This is a genomic window from Pseudomonas sp. L5B5, from assembly GCF_020520285.1.
Taxonomy (GTDB): Bacteria; Pseudomonadota; Gammaproteobacteria; order Pseudomonadales; family Pseudomonadaceae; genus Aquipseudomonas.
In genome coordinates, this window is sequence record NZ_CP084742.1 from 1,206,913 (window position 1) to 1,223,226 (window position 16,314).

Below are 16,314 nucleotides of genomic sequence, written 5' to 3' on the forward strand. Positions count from 1 at the left end.
ACCTCCTCTGAACGCAAAAAAGCGGCCCGCCGTGCCAGCCGGGCCGCATGGTTTCAAGCTCCGGCCGGCATCAGGACGCTACGACCGGGGCCGGCGCCGCCAGGGCGGCGCGGCCCCGCTGGCGAAAGCTCAGCAAGTAGCAGATCAGGCCGGCCATGAACCCCAGCCCGCTGACCAGCCGTGCCCAGAACAATCCGCGCAGGTGCTCGGTGGTGGACATGAACGGCAAGGCGCTGCCGTCCTCGGCCCAGCGTTGCAGCAAGACCTGGACCACCCCGGCGGCGGTGAGCAACAGGGTGATCATCACCATCGACAAGGTCATCAGCCAGAAGCCCCAGATTTCCAGCGTCTGTGCACGCTCGTCGGGCGCCTCGCCCAGACCGCGCAAACGGGGCATGGCGTAGCTGATCAAGGTCATGACGATCATCGCGTAGGCCCCGTAGAACGACAGATGGCCGTGGGCCGCGGTGAGTTGCGTGCCATGGGTGTAGAAGTTGACCGGCGCCAGGGTGTGCAGGAAACCCCAGACGCCGGCCCCGAAGAACGCGGTGACCGTGGTGCCCTTGGCCCACAGCGTGGCGGCGCGGTTGGGGTGCTGGCGCCGGCGGTTGCGCACCATGGTGAAGGCGAACATCACCATGGCCATGAACGGCAGCGGCTCCAGCGCCGAGAAGATCGAGCCGACCCACAGCCAGACCTCGGGCGCACCAATCCAGAAGAAGTGGTGGCCGGTGCCGATGATCCCGGTGATCAACGCCATGGCGACGATCACGTACAGCCATTTCTCCACCACCTCACGGTCGACGCCGGTGATCTTGATCAGCACGAAGGCCAGCATCGAGCCCATGATCAATTCCCACACGCCTTCCACCCAGAGGTGCACCACCCACCACCAGTAGAACTTGTCGCGGGCCAGGTTGCCGGGGTTGTAGAACGAGAACAGGAAGAACACCGCCAGGCCGATCAGGCCGGTCATCATCACCATGCTGACCGTGGTCTTGCGCCCCTTGAGCAGGGTCATGCCGATGTTGTAGAGGAACCCCAGGCACACCAGGACGATGCCCAGCTTGGTGATGGTCGGCTGTTCCAGGAACTCGCGGCCCATGGTTGGCAGCAGCTCGTTGTGGGTCAGCCTGGCCAGGCCCGCATAGGGCACCAGCAGGTAGCCGAGGATGGTCAGCACCCCGGCCGTGGCGAATACCCAGAACAGCACGATCGCCAGTCTCGGGCTATGCAGTTCGCGGTCGGCCTCCTCGGGCACCAGGTAGTAGGCCGCGCCCATGAAGCCGAACAGCAGCCAGACGATCAGCAGGTTGGTGTGGACCATGCGGGCCACGTTGAAGGGAATGGTCGGGAACAGGAAGTCGCCGACCACGTATTGCAGGCCCATGATCAGGCCGAACAGCACCTGGCCGAGGAACAGCATCAAGGCAAACACGAAGTAGGGTTTGGCCACGGCTTGCGAGGCGAATTTCAGATGGGGATTGGCAATGCTCATCACTCAGCCCTCCTTGTTGGGCGGCCAGCCGTTGGTGTCGATGTTCGAGCTCCACTTGAGGAACTCGGCGATGTCGTCCACCTCTTGCTCGCTCAGGTGGAACTGCGGCATGGCCCGGCGGCCGGGCACACCCAGGGGTTGCATCTTCATCCAGGCCTGCATGAAGGGCTTGAACCCGTCCTCGCCGCCACGGCGCTTGTAGACGTTGCCCAGCTCCGGCGCGAAGTACGCGCCCTCGCCCAGCAGCGTGTGGCAGCCGACGCAGTTGTTCTGCTCCCAGACCGTCTTGCCGCGCACCACTGCCTCGGTCAGTTGCGCCTGGTTGCTACGTTTGGGAAAGGTCTGTTCGGTGTGATAGGTCAAGGCCAGGAATATCAGGAAGAAGAACACGCTCCCCCCGAAATAGATGTTCCTGGCCATGCCCTTGGTGAAGGTCTCTGACATGGTTGCGTCCTCATTGCTTGGCGTGGCCATGATAGAAAGCGCGAGGTCCGAAACCGCTTGATGGCAATCAAGAAAGACCGATTGTTTTACTCAGGCTTTGCCAAGCAGGTGCGATACCAGCCCCACCAGGGTCATCACCACCAGGGCCCAGGCCAGCAATGGCAAGCGCCAGCGCCAAGGGCCGTGGCGCAACTCCATGAAGCCTTCGGTGATCAGCCAGGCCTTGGCCACCGCCAGGGCCATGACCAGCCCGCCCTGGCCCAGCAGCACCGTGCCCAGGCTGAGCACGGCCAGGGCCAGCCCGCACAGCAGCAGGAAGCGAGATGCCGTCATGGGGTTCTCCTCAATCCAGGACGTAGACCAACGGAAACAGCACCACCCACACCAGGTCCACCATGTGCCAATACAGCACCCCGGACTCGAAGCCGCTGCCGGCGCCTGGAGCCTGGGTCCAGGCGCGGTACGCCAGCCAGGCAAGGATCAGCATGCCCGGCAGCACATGCAGAAAGTGAAAGCCGGTAAGCAGCCAGTACAGGGTGAAGAAGGTGTCGTGCTCCAGCCCCAGGCCCAGGCTCGCCAGGTGCCGGTACTCGCCGAGCTTGATCCAGACGTAGACACACGCCACGCACCAGGCCACGCCCAGCAGGCCGGCAGCCCGCCGCGGCCGAAGCTGGCGCAGCTGCTCCAGGGCCAGGGCGGCCAGCAGCCCGGTACCGAGCAGGCTCAGGGTCATGGCCAGGCCGGTGGAGGTGTCGAGCAAGACGCGGCTACTGGCGAACAGTTGCGGCTTGAGCTGCGCGGTCACGGCGAACGCCAGGATCAACAGGGCGAACACCGACAGCTCGACGAGGATGAACAGCCACATCGCCAGGTCCCCCGGCAAGCGGCGGGCGTCCGGTTCAGGGGAAGTGCACATCGACCACGTCCATCAGCGCCGCAACGGTCACCGGGTCATCGCTCAGCGGTTCGGCCAGGCACGCCAGGCAGGCCTGGCGCGGGGCCATGCCGGCGCCGATCATGCGCGCGGTGAAGATCAGCAGGCGGGTCGAGGCCACTTCTTCCAGGTCATGCTGGTCGAGCCGGCGCAGGGCCTGGCCGAGCTTGACCACCTGGCTGGCCAGGGCCGCATCGACCCCGGCCTCGCGGCGCACGATGCGCTCCTCCTGCGCCGCGTCCGGGTAGCCCAGGCGCATGGCCACGAAGCGCTGGCGGGTACTGGGCTTCATGCCCTTGAGCAGGTTCTGGTAACCGGGGTTGTAGGACACCACCAGCATGAACGAGGGCGGCGCCTTGAGTACTTCGCCGGTGCGTTCCAGGAACAGCTCGCGACGATCGTCGGCCAGTGGGTGCAGCACCACCACGGTGTCCTGGCGCGCCTCCACTACTTCGTCGAGGTAGCAGATACCGCCCTCGCGCACGGCTCGGGTCAGCGGCCCGTCCTGCCACCAGGTGCCCTGGGCGCCGATCAGGTGCCGGCCCACCAGGTCGGCGGCGCTCAGGTCATCGTGGCAGGCGATGGTGTGCAGCGGCAGTTGCAGGCGCTGGGCCATGTGCTGGACGAAGCGGGTCTTGCCACAGCCGGTGGGGCCCTTGATCAGCACCGGCAAGCCGTGGCGCCAGGCCTGTTCGAACAGCGCCGGCTCATTGCCCTGGGCCTGGTAGAAGGGTTCGCAGCGGGGTTCGGAGAGGTCCATGGGATACCTGGATAGCGACGGGTTCGCGATCACGCTAAGAGTCCCTGCGACAACCTGGCAAGCGTCGTGGCACGCAAACTTGATCGCGATCAAGCGAGTCAGGCCCTGCTCCGGCATAGCCTTGGCGGCACCAAGAACCTGCGCTCTGTCCTGGGCCCCCAGCACATCGCAAAGGTCACGCCTGAGGAGAGAAGGATGCTGATCAGTAATCGAAAAACCTTTGCCCTGTCCGTCGCCAGCCTGTGTTCGGCGCTGGCGCTGGCCCTTCCCGCCAACGCCGCCGAGCCCAAGGGCCCGGGTGCGGCGCAACCGGCCATGGTCACCAGCGCCGGCGCGCCGGACATGAGCCAGGCCGACTTCGACGCCGCCAAGGAGATCTACTTCCAGCGCTGCGCCGGTTGCCACGGCGTGCTGCGCAAAGGCGCCACCGGCAAGCCGCTGACCCCGGACATCACCCAGGCCCGTGGCCAGGCCTACCTCGAAGCGCTGATCACCTACGGCTCGCCGGCGGGCATGCCCAACTGGGGCACCTCCAACGCCCTGACCAAGGCGCAGATCACCACCATGGCCAATTTCATCCAGCACACCCCGCCCACCCCACCGGAATGGGGCATGGCCGAGACCCGCAACACCTGGAAGCTGCTGGTCAAGCCCGAGGATCGCCCGACCCGCCAGATGAACACGCTCAACCTGCAGAACCTGTTCTCGGTGACCTTGCGTGACGACGGCAAGATCGCCCTGATCGATGGTGACAGCAAGCAGATCATCAAGCTCATCGAAACCGGCTACGCGGTGCACATCTCGCGAATCTCGGCCTCCGGGCGCTACCTGCTGGTGATCGGTCGCGACGCGCGCATCGACATGATCGACCTGTGGCCCAAGGAGCCGACCAAGGTCGCGGAGATCAAGGTGGGCATCGAGGCCCGTTCGGTGGAGACCTCGAAGTTCAAGGGTTATGAAGACAAGTACACCGTCGCCGGTTCCTACTGGCCGCCGCAGTTCACCATCATGGACGGCGAGACCCTGGAGCCCAAGCAGATCGTCTCCACCCGAGGCATGACCGTCGACAAGCAGGAATACCATCCCGAGCCCCGGGTCGCGGCGATCATTGCCTCCCACGAATGGCCGGAGTTCATCGTCAACGTCAAGGAAACCGGCAAGGTCATGCTGGTCAACTACGAGGACATCAAGAACCTCACCATCACCAGCATCGATGCCGCGCCGTTCCTCCACGACGGTGGCTGGGACAGCAGCCATCGCTACTTCATGACCGCGGCCAACAACGCCAACAAGGTGGCGGTGATCGACTCCAAGGAACGCCGCCTGACCGCCCTGGTGGACGTCGGCAAGACCCCGCACCCGGGCCGTGGCGCCAACTTCGAGCATCCGCAGTTCGGCCCGGTGTGGGCCACCAGCCACCTGGGCGACGCCGGTATCTCGATGATCGGCACCGACCCGGTCAAGCATCCGCAGTACGCCTGGAAGCAGGTGGGCTCGCTCAAGGGCCAGGGCGGCGGCTCGCTGTTCATCAAGACCCACCCCGCCTCGCGCCACCTGTACGTGGACACCACGCTCAACCCCGACGCCAAGCTCAGCCAGTCGGTGGCGGTGTTCGACATCGACAAGCTCGACGCCGGCTACAAGGTCCTGCCGATCGCCGAATACTCCGGCATCAAGCAAGGCGCGCTGCGGGTGGTGCAGCCCGAGTACAACAAGGCCGGTGACGAGGTGTGGTTCTCGGTGTGGAACGGCCAGACCGAAGAGTCGGCGCTGGTGGTGATCGATGACAAGACCCTGGCCCTCAAGCAGGTGATCAAGGACAAGCGGCTGATCACTCCCACCGGCAAGTTCAATGTCTACAACACCCAGAACGACATTTATTGAGTTTTATCAACGCAAGGAATCGCCATGAAAAATACTCTGCTTTCACTCGTCGTCCTGGGCGCCGCGTTGAACCTGCAAACCGCCCTGGCCGACGATGGCCTGGCCCTGTTCCAGAGCAAGTCCTGCGTGGCCTGCCATAGCGTGGACAACAAGCTGGTGGGCCCGGCGCTCAAGGACGTTGCGGCCAAGAATGCCGGCGTCGCGGACGCGGCCCAGACCCTGGCCGGGCACATCAAGAACGGCACCCAGGGCAACTGGGGGCCGATCCCGATGCCGGCCAACGCAGTCAGTGATGAAGAAGCGGCACAGTTGGCCAAGTGGGTCCTGAGCCTGAAATGAAACCACCCAGGAGGGCGTCATGCACCGCTACCCCCGTACTGTGATTCTGGCGACCCTCCTGCTCTGTCCCCCTCTTCACGCCGCGCCTGACGCCCAGCGCCAGGCGCAGCTGCAACATTTGCTGGAACAGGACTGCGGCGCCTGCCATGGCCTGCACCTGACCGGCGGCCTGGGCCCGGAACTGACTCCCGCGGCCCTGGCCGGCAAACCTCGGGACGGCCTGGTCGCCACCGTGCGCCTGGGTCGTCCCGGCACCGCCATGCCGCCCTGGGAGGCGCTGCTGAGCGCCGACGACATCGGCTGGCTGGTCGATCATCTCTTGCAAGGAACCTCTCAACCATGATCCGTCCCCTGATGTGCAGCGCCGCTTGCGCACTGCTGTTGTCTGCCTGTGCCCAGGCCCCGCTGCGTGGCAGCGGCGATCTGGGCCTGGTGGTGGAGCGCGCCACCGGCAGCGTGCAGATCGTCGAGAGCAGCCAGGGCCAGGCCCTGGCCCGCATCGAGGGGCTGGGGGATTTGTCTCACGCCTCGGCGGTGTTCTCCCGCGACCAGCGTTATGCCTATGTGTTCGGCCGCGATGGCGGCCTGACCCAGGTCGACCTGCTCGCGCAGCGCATCGAGCGACGGGTGATCCAGGGCGGCAACAGCATTGGCGGCGCGATCAGCCAGGACGGCCGGCTGATCGCGGTCTCCAACTATGTGCCGGGCGGGGTCAAGGTATTCGACGCCGCCACCCTGGAGCTTGTGGCCGACATCCCCGCCACCTTGCTGGCCGACGGCCAGAAGCGCTCACGGGTGGTGGGCCTGGTGGACGCTCCCGGCCAGCGCTTCGTATTCAGCCTGTTCGACACCGGGGAAATCTGGAGCGCCGACTTCAGCCAGGGCACCACGCCACGCATCACCCGCTACACCGGCATCGGCCAGCAGCCCTACGACGCGCTGATCACCACCGACGGCCGTTATTACATGGCCGGCCTGTTCGGCGAGGACGGCATGGCCCAGCTCGACCTCTGGCACCCGGAGCGCGGGGTCAAGCGGGTACTCGGCGACTATGGCCGTGGCCAGGAGAAACTGCCGGTCTACAAGATGCCGCACCTGGAAGGCTGGGCCGTGGCCGGCGACCAGGCGTTCGTCCCGGCCGTGGGCCGCCACCAGGTACTGGTGATGGGTGCCCGCAGCTGGCAGCAGAGCGCCGCCATCGCCGTGGCCGGCCAGCCGGTATTCGTCACCGCCCGCCCCGATGGGCGCCAGCTGTGGGTCAACTTCGCCTACCCGGACAACGACCGGGTGCAGGTCATCGATACCGAGAGCCACCAGATCGTCGCCGACCTGCGGCCCGGCCCCGGGGTGCTACACATGGAATTCACCGCCCGGGGCGATCAGCTGTGGCTGTCGGTGCGCGATGGCAATCAGTTGCAGGTCTGGGACCCCTACCGCCTCAAGCTGCTGCACAGCCTGCCGGCCGCCGCGCCCAGCGGGATCTTCTTCAGCAGTCGCGCCCAGCAGATGGGGTACTGACATGCCCTTCGACACCCTGGAACAGCGCCTGATCGAACACTTCCAGCACGGCATGCCAGTCTGCGCCGAACCCTACCTGGAAATGGCCCTGGCCCTGGATTGCAGCCAGGAGCAAGTGATCGCCTGTCTGCAACGAATGGCCGAGCACGGGCGCCTGTCGCGCATTGGCCCGGTGTTCGAGCACCGCCGCGCCGGGGCCAGTACCCTGGCGGCCCTGGCCGTGCCCCACGAGCGCCTGCAGCAGGTGGCCGAGCGCATCAGCCACTACCCCGAGGTCAATCACAACTACGCCCGCGAGCATCACTACAACCTGTGGTTCGTGCTGACCGGCCCCGACCACCTGCACCTGCAGAACATCCTCGCCGAGCTGCAGGCCGACACCGGCCTGGTGCCGCTGGACCTGCCGATGCTCACGGCCTACCGCATCGACCTGGGTTTCGCCCTGGGAGAAGCCCCATGAACACGACCCTCGATGCCGGCCGGGCACTGGCCCTGCGCCGCCTGCTGGAAACCGGCCTGCCATTGCAGGCGCGCCCCTACCAGGCCCTGGCCCGGCAGATCGATGCCGAGGAAGCCCAGGTGCTGGCCCAGGTCGAGCTGTGGCAAGACCAGGGGCTGTTCCGCCGCCTGGGCCTGGTGCTCAACCACCGCGCCCTGGGATTCACCGCCAACGCCATGCTGGTGCTGGACGTCCCCGATGCGCTGATCGATGAAGTCGGCCAGCGCCTGGGCAGCGAGCCGGCAGTCAGCTTGTGCTACCAGCGGCCACGGCGCTTGCCGCAATGGCGCTACAACCTGTTCTGCATGATCCACGGCCGCCAGCGCCAGCGGGTCGAGGCGCAGATCCGCGACCTGCTGGAACGCCATTTGCTCAGCGACCTGCCCCGCGAGGTGCTGTTCAGCACCCAGGCCTTCAAGCAATGCGGCGGACGCTTCGCCCCGGGAGCACCGGCCCATGGATGAACTCGACCGGCGCCTGGTCAACCGCCTGCAACTGGGCCTGCCCCTGGTGCCCGAGCCCTGGCAGGCGCTGGCCCTGGAACTGGGTAGCGACAGCCAGGCGTTGCGCCAGCGTGTGCAGCGGCTGCTGGACGACGGCACCCTGACCCGCTTCGGCCCGATGTTCGACATCGAGCGCCTGGGCGGCGCGTTCACCCTGGCGGCGCTGCGCGTGCCCGAGGAACGCTTCGAGGCGGTCGCGGCGCTGCTGGAGGCCATGCCCGAAGTCGCCCACAACTACCGTCGCGAGCACGCCTGGAACATGTGGTTCGTGCTCGGCTGCGCCAGCGACCGGGCGCTGGACGAGACCCTGCGGCGCATCGAGCTGGAGACCGGCCTGGTGCCGCTCAACCTGCCCAAGGAGGAGACCTACCATGTCGGCCTGTACTTCCCGGTCTGAACGCGCGCTGGAACTGCGCCTGGTGGCCCTGACCCAGGCCGGCCTGCCGCTGGTTGACGACCCCTGGGGCTGGCTGGCCGAGCAGCTGCAGCTGAGCCGCGAGGCGACCCTGGAACTGCTCCAGCGCCTGCAGGCCGAAGGCGCCATCCGTCGAGTCGCCGCGGTGCCCAACCACTATCGCCTGGGTTATCGCTTCAACGGCATGACCGTCTGGGACGTCGACGACGAGCAGATGCCGCGCCTGGGCCAACTGATCGGCGCCCAGCCCTTCGTCAGCCATTGCTACCGGCGTCCGCGCCGCGAGCACTGGCGCTACAACCTGTTCGCCATGGTCCACGGCCGCAGCGCCATGGAGATCGACAGCTACCGCGAGCACCTGCGCTACCTGCTGGGGGATGCCTGCCAAGCCGACGAGATGCTGGTGAGCAGCCGCATCCTGAAGAAGACCGGCCTGCGCCTGCACGCCGATCGGCACTGAGACAAGGAGAGTTGCATGTTGAGGATCAGCCACTACTTGCGCGCCCTGGCCGGCCAGAGTCCGGCCCCGCGCACCAGCCCACCGGGCAGTACCCGACCGCCGGTGGTGATCTGGAACCTGCTGCGCCGATGCAACCTGACGTGCAAGCACTGCTATGCCACCTCGGCCGACAGCGTGTTTCGCGACGAACTCGACACCCAGGCGGCGTTGCGGGTGATCGACGACCTGGCCGAGGCTGGGGTCAAGGTGCTGATTCTCTCGGGCGGCGAGCCGCTGCTGCGCGACGATCTGTTCCAGCTCAGCGCCCATGCCCGGACCCATGGCATGTTCGTCGCCCTGTCGAGCAACGGCACGCTGATCGACGAGAGCAACATCGAGCAGATCCGCGCCGCCGACTTCGACTACGTGGGCATCAGCATCGACGGCCTGGAAGCCACCCACGACAGCTTTCGCCAGCTCAAGGGCAGCTTCGCCCGCTCGCTCAAGGCCATGCGCCTGTGCCGCGAACAGGGCATCCGCGTGGGCATGCGCACCACCCTGACCCGGGACAATCACACCCAATTGCCTGAACTGCTGGCCCTGATGCGCGACCTCGACGTGCAGAAGTTCTACCTCTCGCACCTCAACTACAGTGGCCGAGGCAAGCGCAGCCGCGGCCTGGATGCCCATTTGCAGATGAGCCGCGAGACCATGGCGCTGCTGTTCGACCGGGCCTGGGACGACATCGTCCAGGGCCGTGACAGCGACTTCGTCAGCGGCAACAACGACGCCGATGCCATCCTGCTGCTGCACTGGGCAAGGCGCCACCTGCCGGGCCAGTACCGCCAGCTGGAGTTGATGCTCCGGGCCTGGGGCGGCAACGCCTCGGGCAGCGGCATCGCCAACATCGACAACACCGGTGAGGTGCATCCCGACACCTACTGGTGGCAGCACTCGGTGGGCAACGTGCGGCGCACGCCGTTTCGTACCCTGTGGCTGGAACAACCCGACGCCCTGCTGCGCCAGTTGCGCCAGCATCCGCGCGCCGTCACCGGGCGCTGCGCCAGCTGCCGCTGGCTGGACATCTGCAACGGCAACACCCGCACCCGTGCCTGGGCCGCCGGCGACCTCTGGGGCCAGGACCCGGGCTGCCACCTGAGCGACGAAGAGATCGGCCTGCCGCCGGTTACCCGCATTCCCTGCGTCACCTGTTGAGAACCTGGCCGGGGCAACCGTCGACACAGGCGGGGCCGGCCACCCTGATGATGGATCAAGGATCGCCCACATGCATTCAGCCCTCACCCTACCTGCCGCCCTGCATTCGCCGTTCAGCCCGGGGGAAGTCGCCCTGGTCGGTGCCGGCCCCGGCGATCCGCGCCTGCTGACCCTGCGTGCCTGGAGCCTGCTGATGCAGGCCGACGCCGTGGTCCATGACCGGCTGATCAGCGCCGAACTGCTGGCGCTGATCCCCAGTCGTTGCCAGCGTCACTACGTGGGCAAGAGCAGCGGCCACCACAGCTTGCCGCAACCACGGATCAACCGGCTGCTGGCCGAGCTGGCCCAACAGGGCTTGCGAGTGTTGCGGCTCAAGGGGGGCGATCCGTTCATCTTCGGCCGGGGTGCCGAGGAGCTGGACTACCTGCTGCAACAGGGCATCGATTGCCAGGTGGTGCCGGGCATCACCGCCGCGGCCGGCTGCAGCGCCTATGCCGGAATCCCCCTGACCCACCGCGACCTGGTCAGTTCCTGCCGCTTCATCACCGGCCATTTGCAACACGATGGCGCCCTCGACCTGCCCTGGCAGAGCCTGGCCGACAGCAGCCAGACCCTGGTGTTCTACATGGGGCTGGCCAACCTGGAGCTGATCACCCAGCGCCTGATGGCCGCCGGGCTGGCCGCCGACACCCCGGCAGCGCTGATCAGCCGGGGCACTTGCCGCGACCAGCAGGTGCTGCGCGGCCACCTGGCGCAACTGCCGGTCCTTGCCAGCCAATGCTCCCTGGCCACCCCGACCCTGACGGTGATCGGCAAGGTAGTGGGATTGTTCGCCCAGCATGCCGTGCGCTACCCGGCGCATTTTGCCGGCGCCGCGCTCGAACTGGAGGTGACGCCATGAGGGCCCTGTGGCTGCTGCCGTTGTTATGGATCAGCTCGGCCCATGGCAGCCCGGTCCTTGACCAGGCCGCCCTGGATTACCAGGAGCATTGCCAGCAATGCCACGCCGCCAACCGCTTTGGTGGGACCGGGCCGGCCTTGCTGCCGGAAAGCCTGGGGCGGATCAAGCCGGCCGAGATCCGCCAGGTGATCAGCGCCGGGCGTCCGGCCAGCCAGATGGCCGGCTTCGCCCAGGTGCTCAGCGCGCAACGCATCGATGGTCTGGCCGCCTACCTGCAGCAACCGCCGGCCACCGCGCCGACCTGGAGCGATGAGCAGATTCGCGCCAGCCACCAGGTGCTCAATCCCGTCGACCAGTTGCCCGCCACGCCTCAACACGGCGCCGACCCGCTGAACCTGTTCGTGGTGGTGGAAGCCGGTGACCATCACATCAGCATCCTCGATGGCGACCGTTTCACCGTGCTGGCGCGTTTCGCCACCCATTTCGCCGTGCACGGCGGGCCGAAGTTCTCCCCCGACGGGCGCTTCGTCTACCTCGCCTCCCGCGATGGCTGGGTCAGCCAGTACGACCTGCACAACCTCAAGCTGGTGGCCGAAGTGCGGGCCGGGCTCAACACCCGCAACCTGGCGGTGAGCAAGGACGGACGCTGGGTGCTGGTGGGCAACTACCTGCCGGGCAACCTGGTGCTGCTGGACGCCCGCGACCTGACCCCGGTCAAGCGCATCCCGGCCGTCGGCCAGGACGGCACGCCGTCGCGGGTCAGCGCGGTGTACACCGCCCCGCCCCGTGACAGCTTCATCGTTGCCCTCAAGGACGTGAAGGAGGTCTGGGAGCTGTCCAGTGCCGGCAGCAGCCCGGATTTCACTCCCCGGCGGATCCTGGCCCAGGACATGCTCGATGACTTTTCCTTCTCACCCGACTACCGCCAGTTGCTGGCCACCTCGCGCCAGGCCCAGGGTGGCCAAGTGCTGGACCTGGACAGCGGCCAGGTGGTGGCCAGCATCGCCCTGCCCGGCATGCCGCACCTGGGCTCGGGCACCTACTGGCAGCGCAACGGCGAATGGGTGTTCGCCACGCCGAACATCAGCAAGGGCCTGGTCTCGGTGATCGACCTCAAGACCTGGAAGCTGATCAAGGAAATCCCCACCCTGGGCCCCGGCTTCTTCATGCGCAGCCACGCCAACTCGGCCTATGCCTGGACCGACGTGTTCTTCGGCCCGGACAACGACGCCATCCACCTCATCGACAAGCAGAGCCTGGAAATCGCCCATACCCTGCGCCCCGTGCCGGGCAAGACCGCCGCCCATGTGGAGTTCAGCCATGACGGACGCTACCTGTTGCTGAGCATCTGGGCCAACGACGGCGCGCTGATCGTCTACGACAGCCAGACGCTGAAGGAGATCAAGCGCATCCCGATGAACAAGCCCTCGGGCAAGTACAACGTGGGCAACAAGATCGAATTCGCCGAAGGCACCTCGCACTAGCGTCGGCCCGGTCGCCCGCCGTCAAGGGCGGGCGTCGTGGTCCAGCCAGTCGAGGCTGGAGGCCGGCCCCGGCTGCGCCAGGTGCTCGAACAGCTGGCAGATGGCATCCACTTCGAGGCGACCGGCCGGCAGGATGCTGATGAAATCCTCGCTCAACTCCACCAGGCCCGCCCGGCTCATGGCTTCGAGCGCTCGCCAGGCGCCGGGGAAGAACTGGCGGAAGATCAGGCCGTGGCGCCGTTCGATGGCCCGCACATCCAGTTCCAGGTCGCAGGCCAGGCGCTCCATGACCTGCTGGCGGATCTGTGCTCCCGCCTCGCAGCGCCAGCCGCGCCACGTGGCCAGCTGGCTCTGCTGCAACTGTTCGAGGTAGTCGCCCAGCACCTCGGTGTTCTGCACATGCAGCCCATCGAACTGGCTGATCGCGCCCAGCCCCAGGCCCACCTGGTCGCAGTAGCCGTGCCGGGTGAAGCCCTGATAGTTGCGGCTCAGGGCTCCACGCTCCTGGGCCATGGCCAGGTCATCATCGGGACGTACGAACAGCCCCAGGCCGATGTGCAGGTAACCGGCCTGGGGCAGGCGTTCGAAGCACAAGCGGCGCATCAGGGCCTTGTCCAGGGGACTGCTCGTCGCCTGCCGAGGTGCATGGGCATAACGCCGTGGCGGCCGGGCGTAGTCGAATACCTGCAACCGGTCGGGCTCCAGTTCGACCAGGGAATCGAGCTTCAGGGCAAAGCTGTCCGGGGTCTGCCAGGCATGGCCATAGCCCAGGTCGACGCTCACCGTGCGATAACCGAAGGTGCGCGCTGCATCGAGCAGCGACTGGATCGGCGCCGGGTCCTGGCGCCAGGCCGGCGCGCGTTCGCAGGCATGACCACCGTCGGGTACGCCGATGCTCACGTGATTGAAACCCTGGTCGCGGAGCAGGCCCATGCTGGCCCAGTCGGTGGTGGGCAAGTCGACATCGACACCGTAGTCGCCGCTGTCGTGGTCGAGGAAGTTGAAGCGCTGGCGCAGCAGGCTCATCAGCCGTTGCAGGTGCGCGGGGTCGGGAGTGCCACCGGCGAAGTGGAACTGCTCGACCCGCTGGGCATTGCCCAGGTGGCAGGCCACCAGCTGGATTTCCCGGCACAGGGCATCGAGATAGGCCGCGATCGGCTGGCCGGCAGCACGCAGCCTGGCGGGCAGCTGCAGGTTCAGGGCCAGGGGCCGGGGCTTGTTGCGGCTGGCGCGCAAGGCCCGCAGTACATCCAGGGAACCGACGCCTTCGTGGAACTTGCCAGCCTCGACATGGCAGTGCGGGTCGAGTGCTCCCTGATGACCCTGCGAGCCCCGTCTGCTGCGAGAGTGAATGACATCGAACATGACAGAAGCTCCGAGACGGGCTGCAAAACTTCAGTGTCGACCGACAACCGCGCCGAGGCCTTGACCTGTATCAAACCCGCCCCGGGTGGCCTGCACAAGGCGCGGCTACCAGGTGAGGTAGAACATGCCCTTGGCCAGCAACACGATGGCCAGCAGGTGGATGAACACGCTGGTGTGGATGAAGCTCACCCAGCGGGCGGTCATGCGCTCGGTACGGAACAGCAGCATGGCGCCGATGAAATGCACCAGGACGCTGGCGGCCAGCACGACCTTGAACAACAGCAAGGTGCCGAACGACGATGCCAGGGGCGCCTCCAGCGATGGCAGGTAGCGCTGCCAGACCATGCCGACGCCGGCACCGAACAGCACCAGCAATACCCAGGGCATCAATTGCCGCGCCCGCCGGCCGATGGCCTGCTCCAGCAACACCATGACCTTGGCCGGCAACTGCCGGCGGATACTCTCCAGGAACAGCACTTCGAAGAACACCGTGCCGATGAAGACCAGCGCAGCGAACAGGTGCAGGGTCAGCAGCATGGGATAGATCATCATCCCCTCGTGAATGGCCGGTATGGAATCCAGCCTAGCGCTCAAGTCCGCGGGCCCGCTTGATGCCAATCAAGCAAATCCGCGTTGCGCTCCTCTACCGCCCGCCGTCTTGCCCCAGGCAATATTGCATTGGCGACAACAATTAATTGCGCCTGGAGGAATTGATAGCCACCTAACGAAAGGCGCATGCTAGAGGGCTTGCCTGCTGCTTATATCATTCCGAATGATAGTCACCTTTGCTTCATTCGATTCGTGAGATACAAACCCGCCGAGCATCATCCGCCCATCTCAAATTACCTTGGCGGATGTACCCATGGACCAGTCAGTCAAACTCTTAAGTTTTCCACTAGCCGCGCTTGCCGTGCTGGTGTTGAGCGCCTGCGGCAAGGCTCCTGAAACCGCCTCTGCCCCACCTGCGGCCAAGGTCAGCGTGGCCAAGGTGCTGGAGCAGCCCGTCAACGAGTGGGATGAATTCACCGGACGCCTGGAAGCTCCGGAAACCGTGGAAATCCGTCCACGGGTCTCCGGCCAGATCGACCAGGTGGCCTTCATCGAAGGCGCCCTGGTGAAAAAAGGCGACCTGCTGTTCCAGATCGATCCGCGGCCGTTCCAGGCCGAAGTACGACGCCTGGAAGCCCAGCTGCAACAGGCACGGGCCACCGCGACCCGAAGCGCCAACGAAGCCCAGCGTGGCCAGCGCCTCCTGACCAGCAACGCGATTTCCGCCGAGCTGGCCGACACCCGCACCAGCGCCGCCCAGGAAGCCCGGGCCGGGGTCGATGCGATCCAGGCCCAGCTGGACGTGGCCAAGCTCAACCTGAGCTTCACCCGGGTCATCGCGCCCATCAGCGGCCGCGTCAGCCGCGCGCAGATCACCGCCGGCAACCTGGTGACCGCCGATGTCACTCCGCTCACCAGCGTGGTCTCCACCGACAAGGTCTATGCCTACTTCGACGCCGATGAGCGCGTGTACCTCAAGTACACCCAGCTCGCCCGCCAGGGCCAGCGCGGCCAGACCACCCCGGTGTACCTGGGCTTGTCCAACGAGGATGGCCACCCGCACCTGGGCCAGATGAACTTCGTCGACAACCAGGTCAACCCCAAGACCGGCACCATCCGTGGCCGTGCGGTGTTCGACAACGGCGACGGCAGCTACACCCCCGGCCTCTATGCACGCCTGAAGCTGGTGGGCAGCGGCACCTACTCCGCCATGCTGATCAACGACGAGGCCGTGGGCACCGACCTGGGCAAGAAGTTCGTGCTGGTGATGGATGCCGACAACAAGCCGGCCTACCGCACCGTCGAGCTGGGGCCGAAGATCGAGGGCCTGCGCATCGTGCGCAACGGCCTGAGCAAGGACGACACCATCATCGTCAAGGGCTTGCAGCGGGCACGTCCGGGAGCACCGGTCACCCCTGAACTGATTCCGATGGCCAGCAAGGAAACCCTCGCCGCCCTGGCCCAACAACGTCAAGCACTGGAAGCCAGCAACCTGCCGCAGGTCTCCCCTGCCAAGGCGGCTCCGGCCGTGAAACTCGCCGCTGCATCTGCGCGCGGTTAAGGGACG

The 16,314-nt window shown here is 66.3% G+C and carries 19 protein-coding genes; 12 read left to right on the forward strand and 7 right to left on the reverse strand.

What is annotated here, in order from left to right:
* Positions 1–70: 70 nt before the first annotated feature.
* The 5 genes from LGQ10_RS05520 to LGQ10_RS05540 form a co-directional block, all read right to left on the reverse strand.
* Positions 71–1,498, reverse strand: a complete 1,428-nt coding sequence (locus tag LGQ10_RS05520; protein ID WP_226524885.1) for a cbb3-type cytochrome c oxidase subunit I — start codon at positions 1,496–1,498, stop codon at positions 71–73.
* A 3-nt stretch (positions 1,499–1,501) separates the two neighbouring features.
* A complete protein-coding gene (locus tag LGQ10_RS05525; RefSeq protein WP_058437612.1) occupies positions 1,502–1,942 on the reverse strand; it encodes a c-type cytochrome in 441 nt (146 codons plus the stop codon).
* 90 nt (positions 1,943–2,032) lie between these two features.
* Positions 2,033–2,275 (reverse strand): cytochrome C oxidase subunit IV family protein, encoded by a 243-nt coding sequence (locus tag LGQ10_RS05530; RefSeq protein ID WP_226524886.1) that lies wholly within the window; start codon positions 2,273–2,275, stop codon positions 2,033–2,035.
* Between the two features lie 10 nt (positions 2,276–2,285).
* Entirely contained in the window at positions 2,286–2,858 is a 573-nt protein-coding gene (locus LGQ10_RS05535) for a cytochrome c oxidase subunit 3 (protein WP_226524887.1), read from the reverse strand.
* Positions 2,842–3,636, reverse strand: a complete 795-nt coding sequence (locus LGQ10_RS05540; protein ID WP_058437621.1) for a CbbQ/NirQ/NorQ/GpvN family protein — start codon at positions 3,634–3,636, stop codon at positions 2,842–2,844. The genes LGQ10_RS05535 and LGQ10_RS05540 overlap by 17 nt, the downstream gene beginning before the upstream one ends.
* A 315-nt stretch (positions 3,637–3,951) precedes the next feature.
* Between LGQ10_RS05540 and nirS the strand changes: the two genes are divergently transcribed.
* The 11 genes from nirS to LGQ10_RS05595 all read left to right on the forward strand — a co-directional run bounded on the left by nirS (position 3,952) and on the right by LGQ10_RS05595 (position 12,833).
* Complete coding sequence (gene nirS, locus LGQ10_RS05545) at positions 3,952–5,520, forward strand: nitrite reductase (RefSeq protein WP_226526094.1); 1,569 nt, start codon at positions 3,952–3,954, stop codon at positions 5,518–5,520.
* A gap of 24 nt (positions 5,521–5,544) precedes the next feature.
* Entirely contained in the window at positions 5,545–5,859 is a 315-nt protein-coding gene (locus tag LGQ10_RS05550; RefSeq protein WP_058437398.1) for a c-type cytochrome, read from the forward strand.
* Between the two features lie 19 nt (positions 5,860–5,878).
* Complete coding sequence (locus LGQ10_RS05555) at positions 5,879–6,202, forward strand: c-type cytochrome (protein WP_058437399.1); 324 nt, start codon at positions 5,879–5,881, stop codon at positions 6,200–6,202.
* Positions 6,199–7,377, forward strand: coding sequence for a cytochrome D1 domain-containing protein (locus LGQ10_RS05560; RefSeq protein ID WP_226524888.1), 1,179 nt, complete (start codon positions 6,199–6,201; stop codon positions 7,375–7,377). Before LGQ10_RS05555 ends, LGQ10_RS05560 begins: the two co-directional genes overlap by 4 nt.
* Before the next feature lies 1 nt (position 7,378).
* Positions 7,379–7,837, forward strand: a complete 459-nt coding sequence (locus LGQ10_RS05565) for an Lrp/AsnC family transcriptional regulator (RefSeq protein ID WP_226524889.1) — start codon at positions 7,379–7,381, stop codon at positions 7,835–7,837.
* The gene (locus LGQ10_RS05570; RefSeq protein ID WP_226524890.1) at positions 7,834–8,340 is read left to right on the forward strand and encodes an AsnC family protein; all 507 of its coding nucleotides are present in this window, start codon (positions 7,834–7,836) and stop codon (positions 8,338–8,340) included. The genes LGQ10_RS05565 and LGQ10_RS05570 overlap by 4 nt, the downstream gene beginning before the upstream one ends.
* Positions 8,333–8,776, forward strand: coding sequence for an Lrp/AsnC family transcriptional regulator (locus LGQ10_RS05575; RefSeq protein WP_226524891.1), 444 nt, complete (start codon positions 8,333–8,335; stop codon positions 8,774–8,776). The genes LGQ10_RS05570 and LGQ10_RS05575 overlap by 8 nt, the downstream gene beginning before the upstream one ends.
* A complete protein-coding gene (locus tag LGQ10_RS05580) occupies positions 8,751–9,254 on the forward strand; it encodes an Lrp/AsnC family transcriptional regulator (protein WP_058433173.1) in 504 nt (167 codons plus the stop codon). Before LGQ10_RS05575 ends, LGQ10_RS05580 begins: the two co-directional genes overlap by 26 nt.
* A 15-nt stretch (positions 9,255–9,269) precedes the next feature.
* Positions 9,270–10,448 (forward strand): heme d1 biosynthesis radical SAM protein NirJ, encoded by a 1,179-nt coding sequence (gene nirJ, locus LGQ10_RS05585; RefSeq protein ID WP_226524892.1) that lies wholly within the window; start codon positions 9,270–9,272, stop codon positions 10,446–10,448.
* 70 nt (positions 10,449–10,518) lie between these two features.
* The gene (cobA, locus tag LGQ10_RS05590) at positions 10,519–11,349 is read left to right on the forward strand and encodes a uroporphyrinogen-III C-methyltransferase (RefSeq protein WP_226524893.1); all 831 of its coding nucleotides are present in this window, start codon (positions 10,519–10,521) and stop codon (positions 11,347–11,349) included.
* On the forward strand, positions 11,346–12,833 hold the full coding sequence (locus LGQ10_RS05595) for a cytochrome D1 domain-containing protein (RefSeq protein WP_226524894.1): 1,488 nt from the start codon (positions 11,346–11,348) through the stop codon (positions 12,831–12,833). The genes cobA and LGQ10_RS05595 overlap by 4 nt, the downstream gene beginning before the upstream one ends.
* 21 nt (positions 12,834–12,854) lie before the next feature.
* Here the strand turns inward: LGQ10_RS05595 and LGQ10_RS05600 are convergent, their stop codons facing one another.
* Positions 12,855–14,198: a coproporphyrinogen III oxidase gene (locus LGQ10_RS05600; protein ID WP_226524895.1), complete on the reverse strand. Its 1,344-nt coding sequence runs from the start codon at positions 14,196–14,198 to the stop codon at positions 12,855–12,857.
* Positions 14,199–14,303: 105 nt separating this feature from the next.
* Positions 14,304–14,747: a CopD family copper resistance protein gene (locus LGQ10_RS05605; RefSeq protein ID WP_226524896.1), complete on the reverse strand. Its 444-nt coding sequence runs from the start codon at positions 14,745–14,747 to the stop codon at positions 14,304–14,306.
* Between the two features lie 313 nt (positions 14,748–15,060).
* Between LGQ10_RS05605 and mexE the strand changes: the two genes are divergently transcribed.
* Positions 15,061–16,308 (forward strand): multidrug efflux RND transporter periplasmic adaptor subunit MexE, encoded by a 1,248-nt coding sequence (mexE, locus tag LGQ10_RS05610; protein WP_226524897.1) that lies wholly within the window; start codon positions 15,061–15,063, stop codon positions 16,306–16,308.
* Positions 16,309–16,314: the final 6 nt, after the last annotated feature.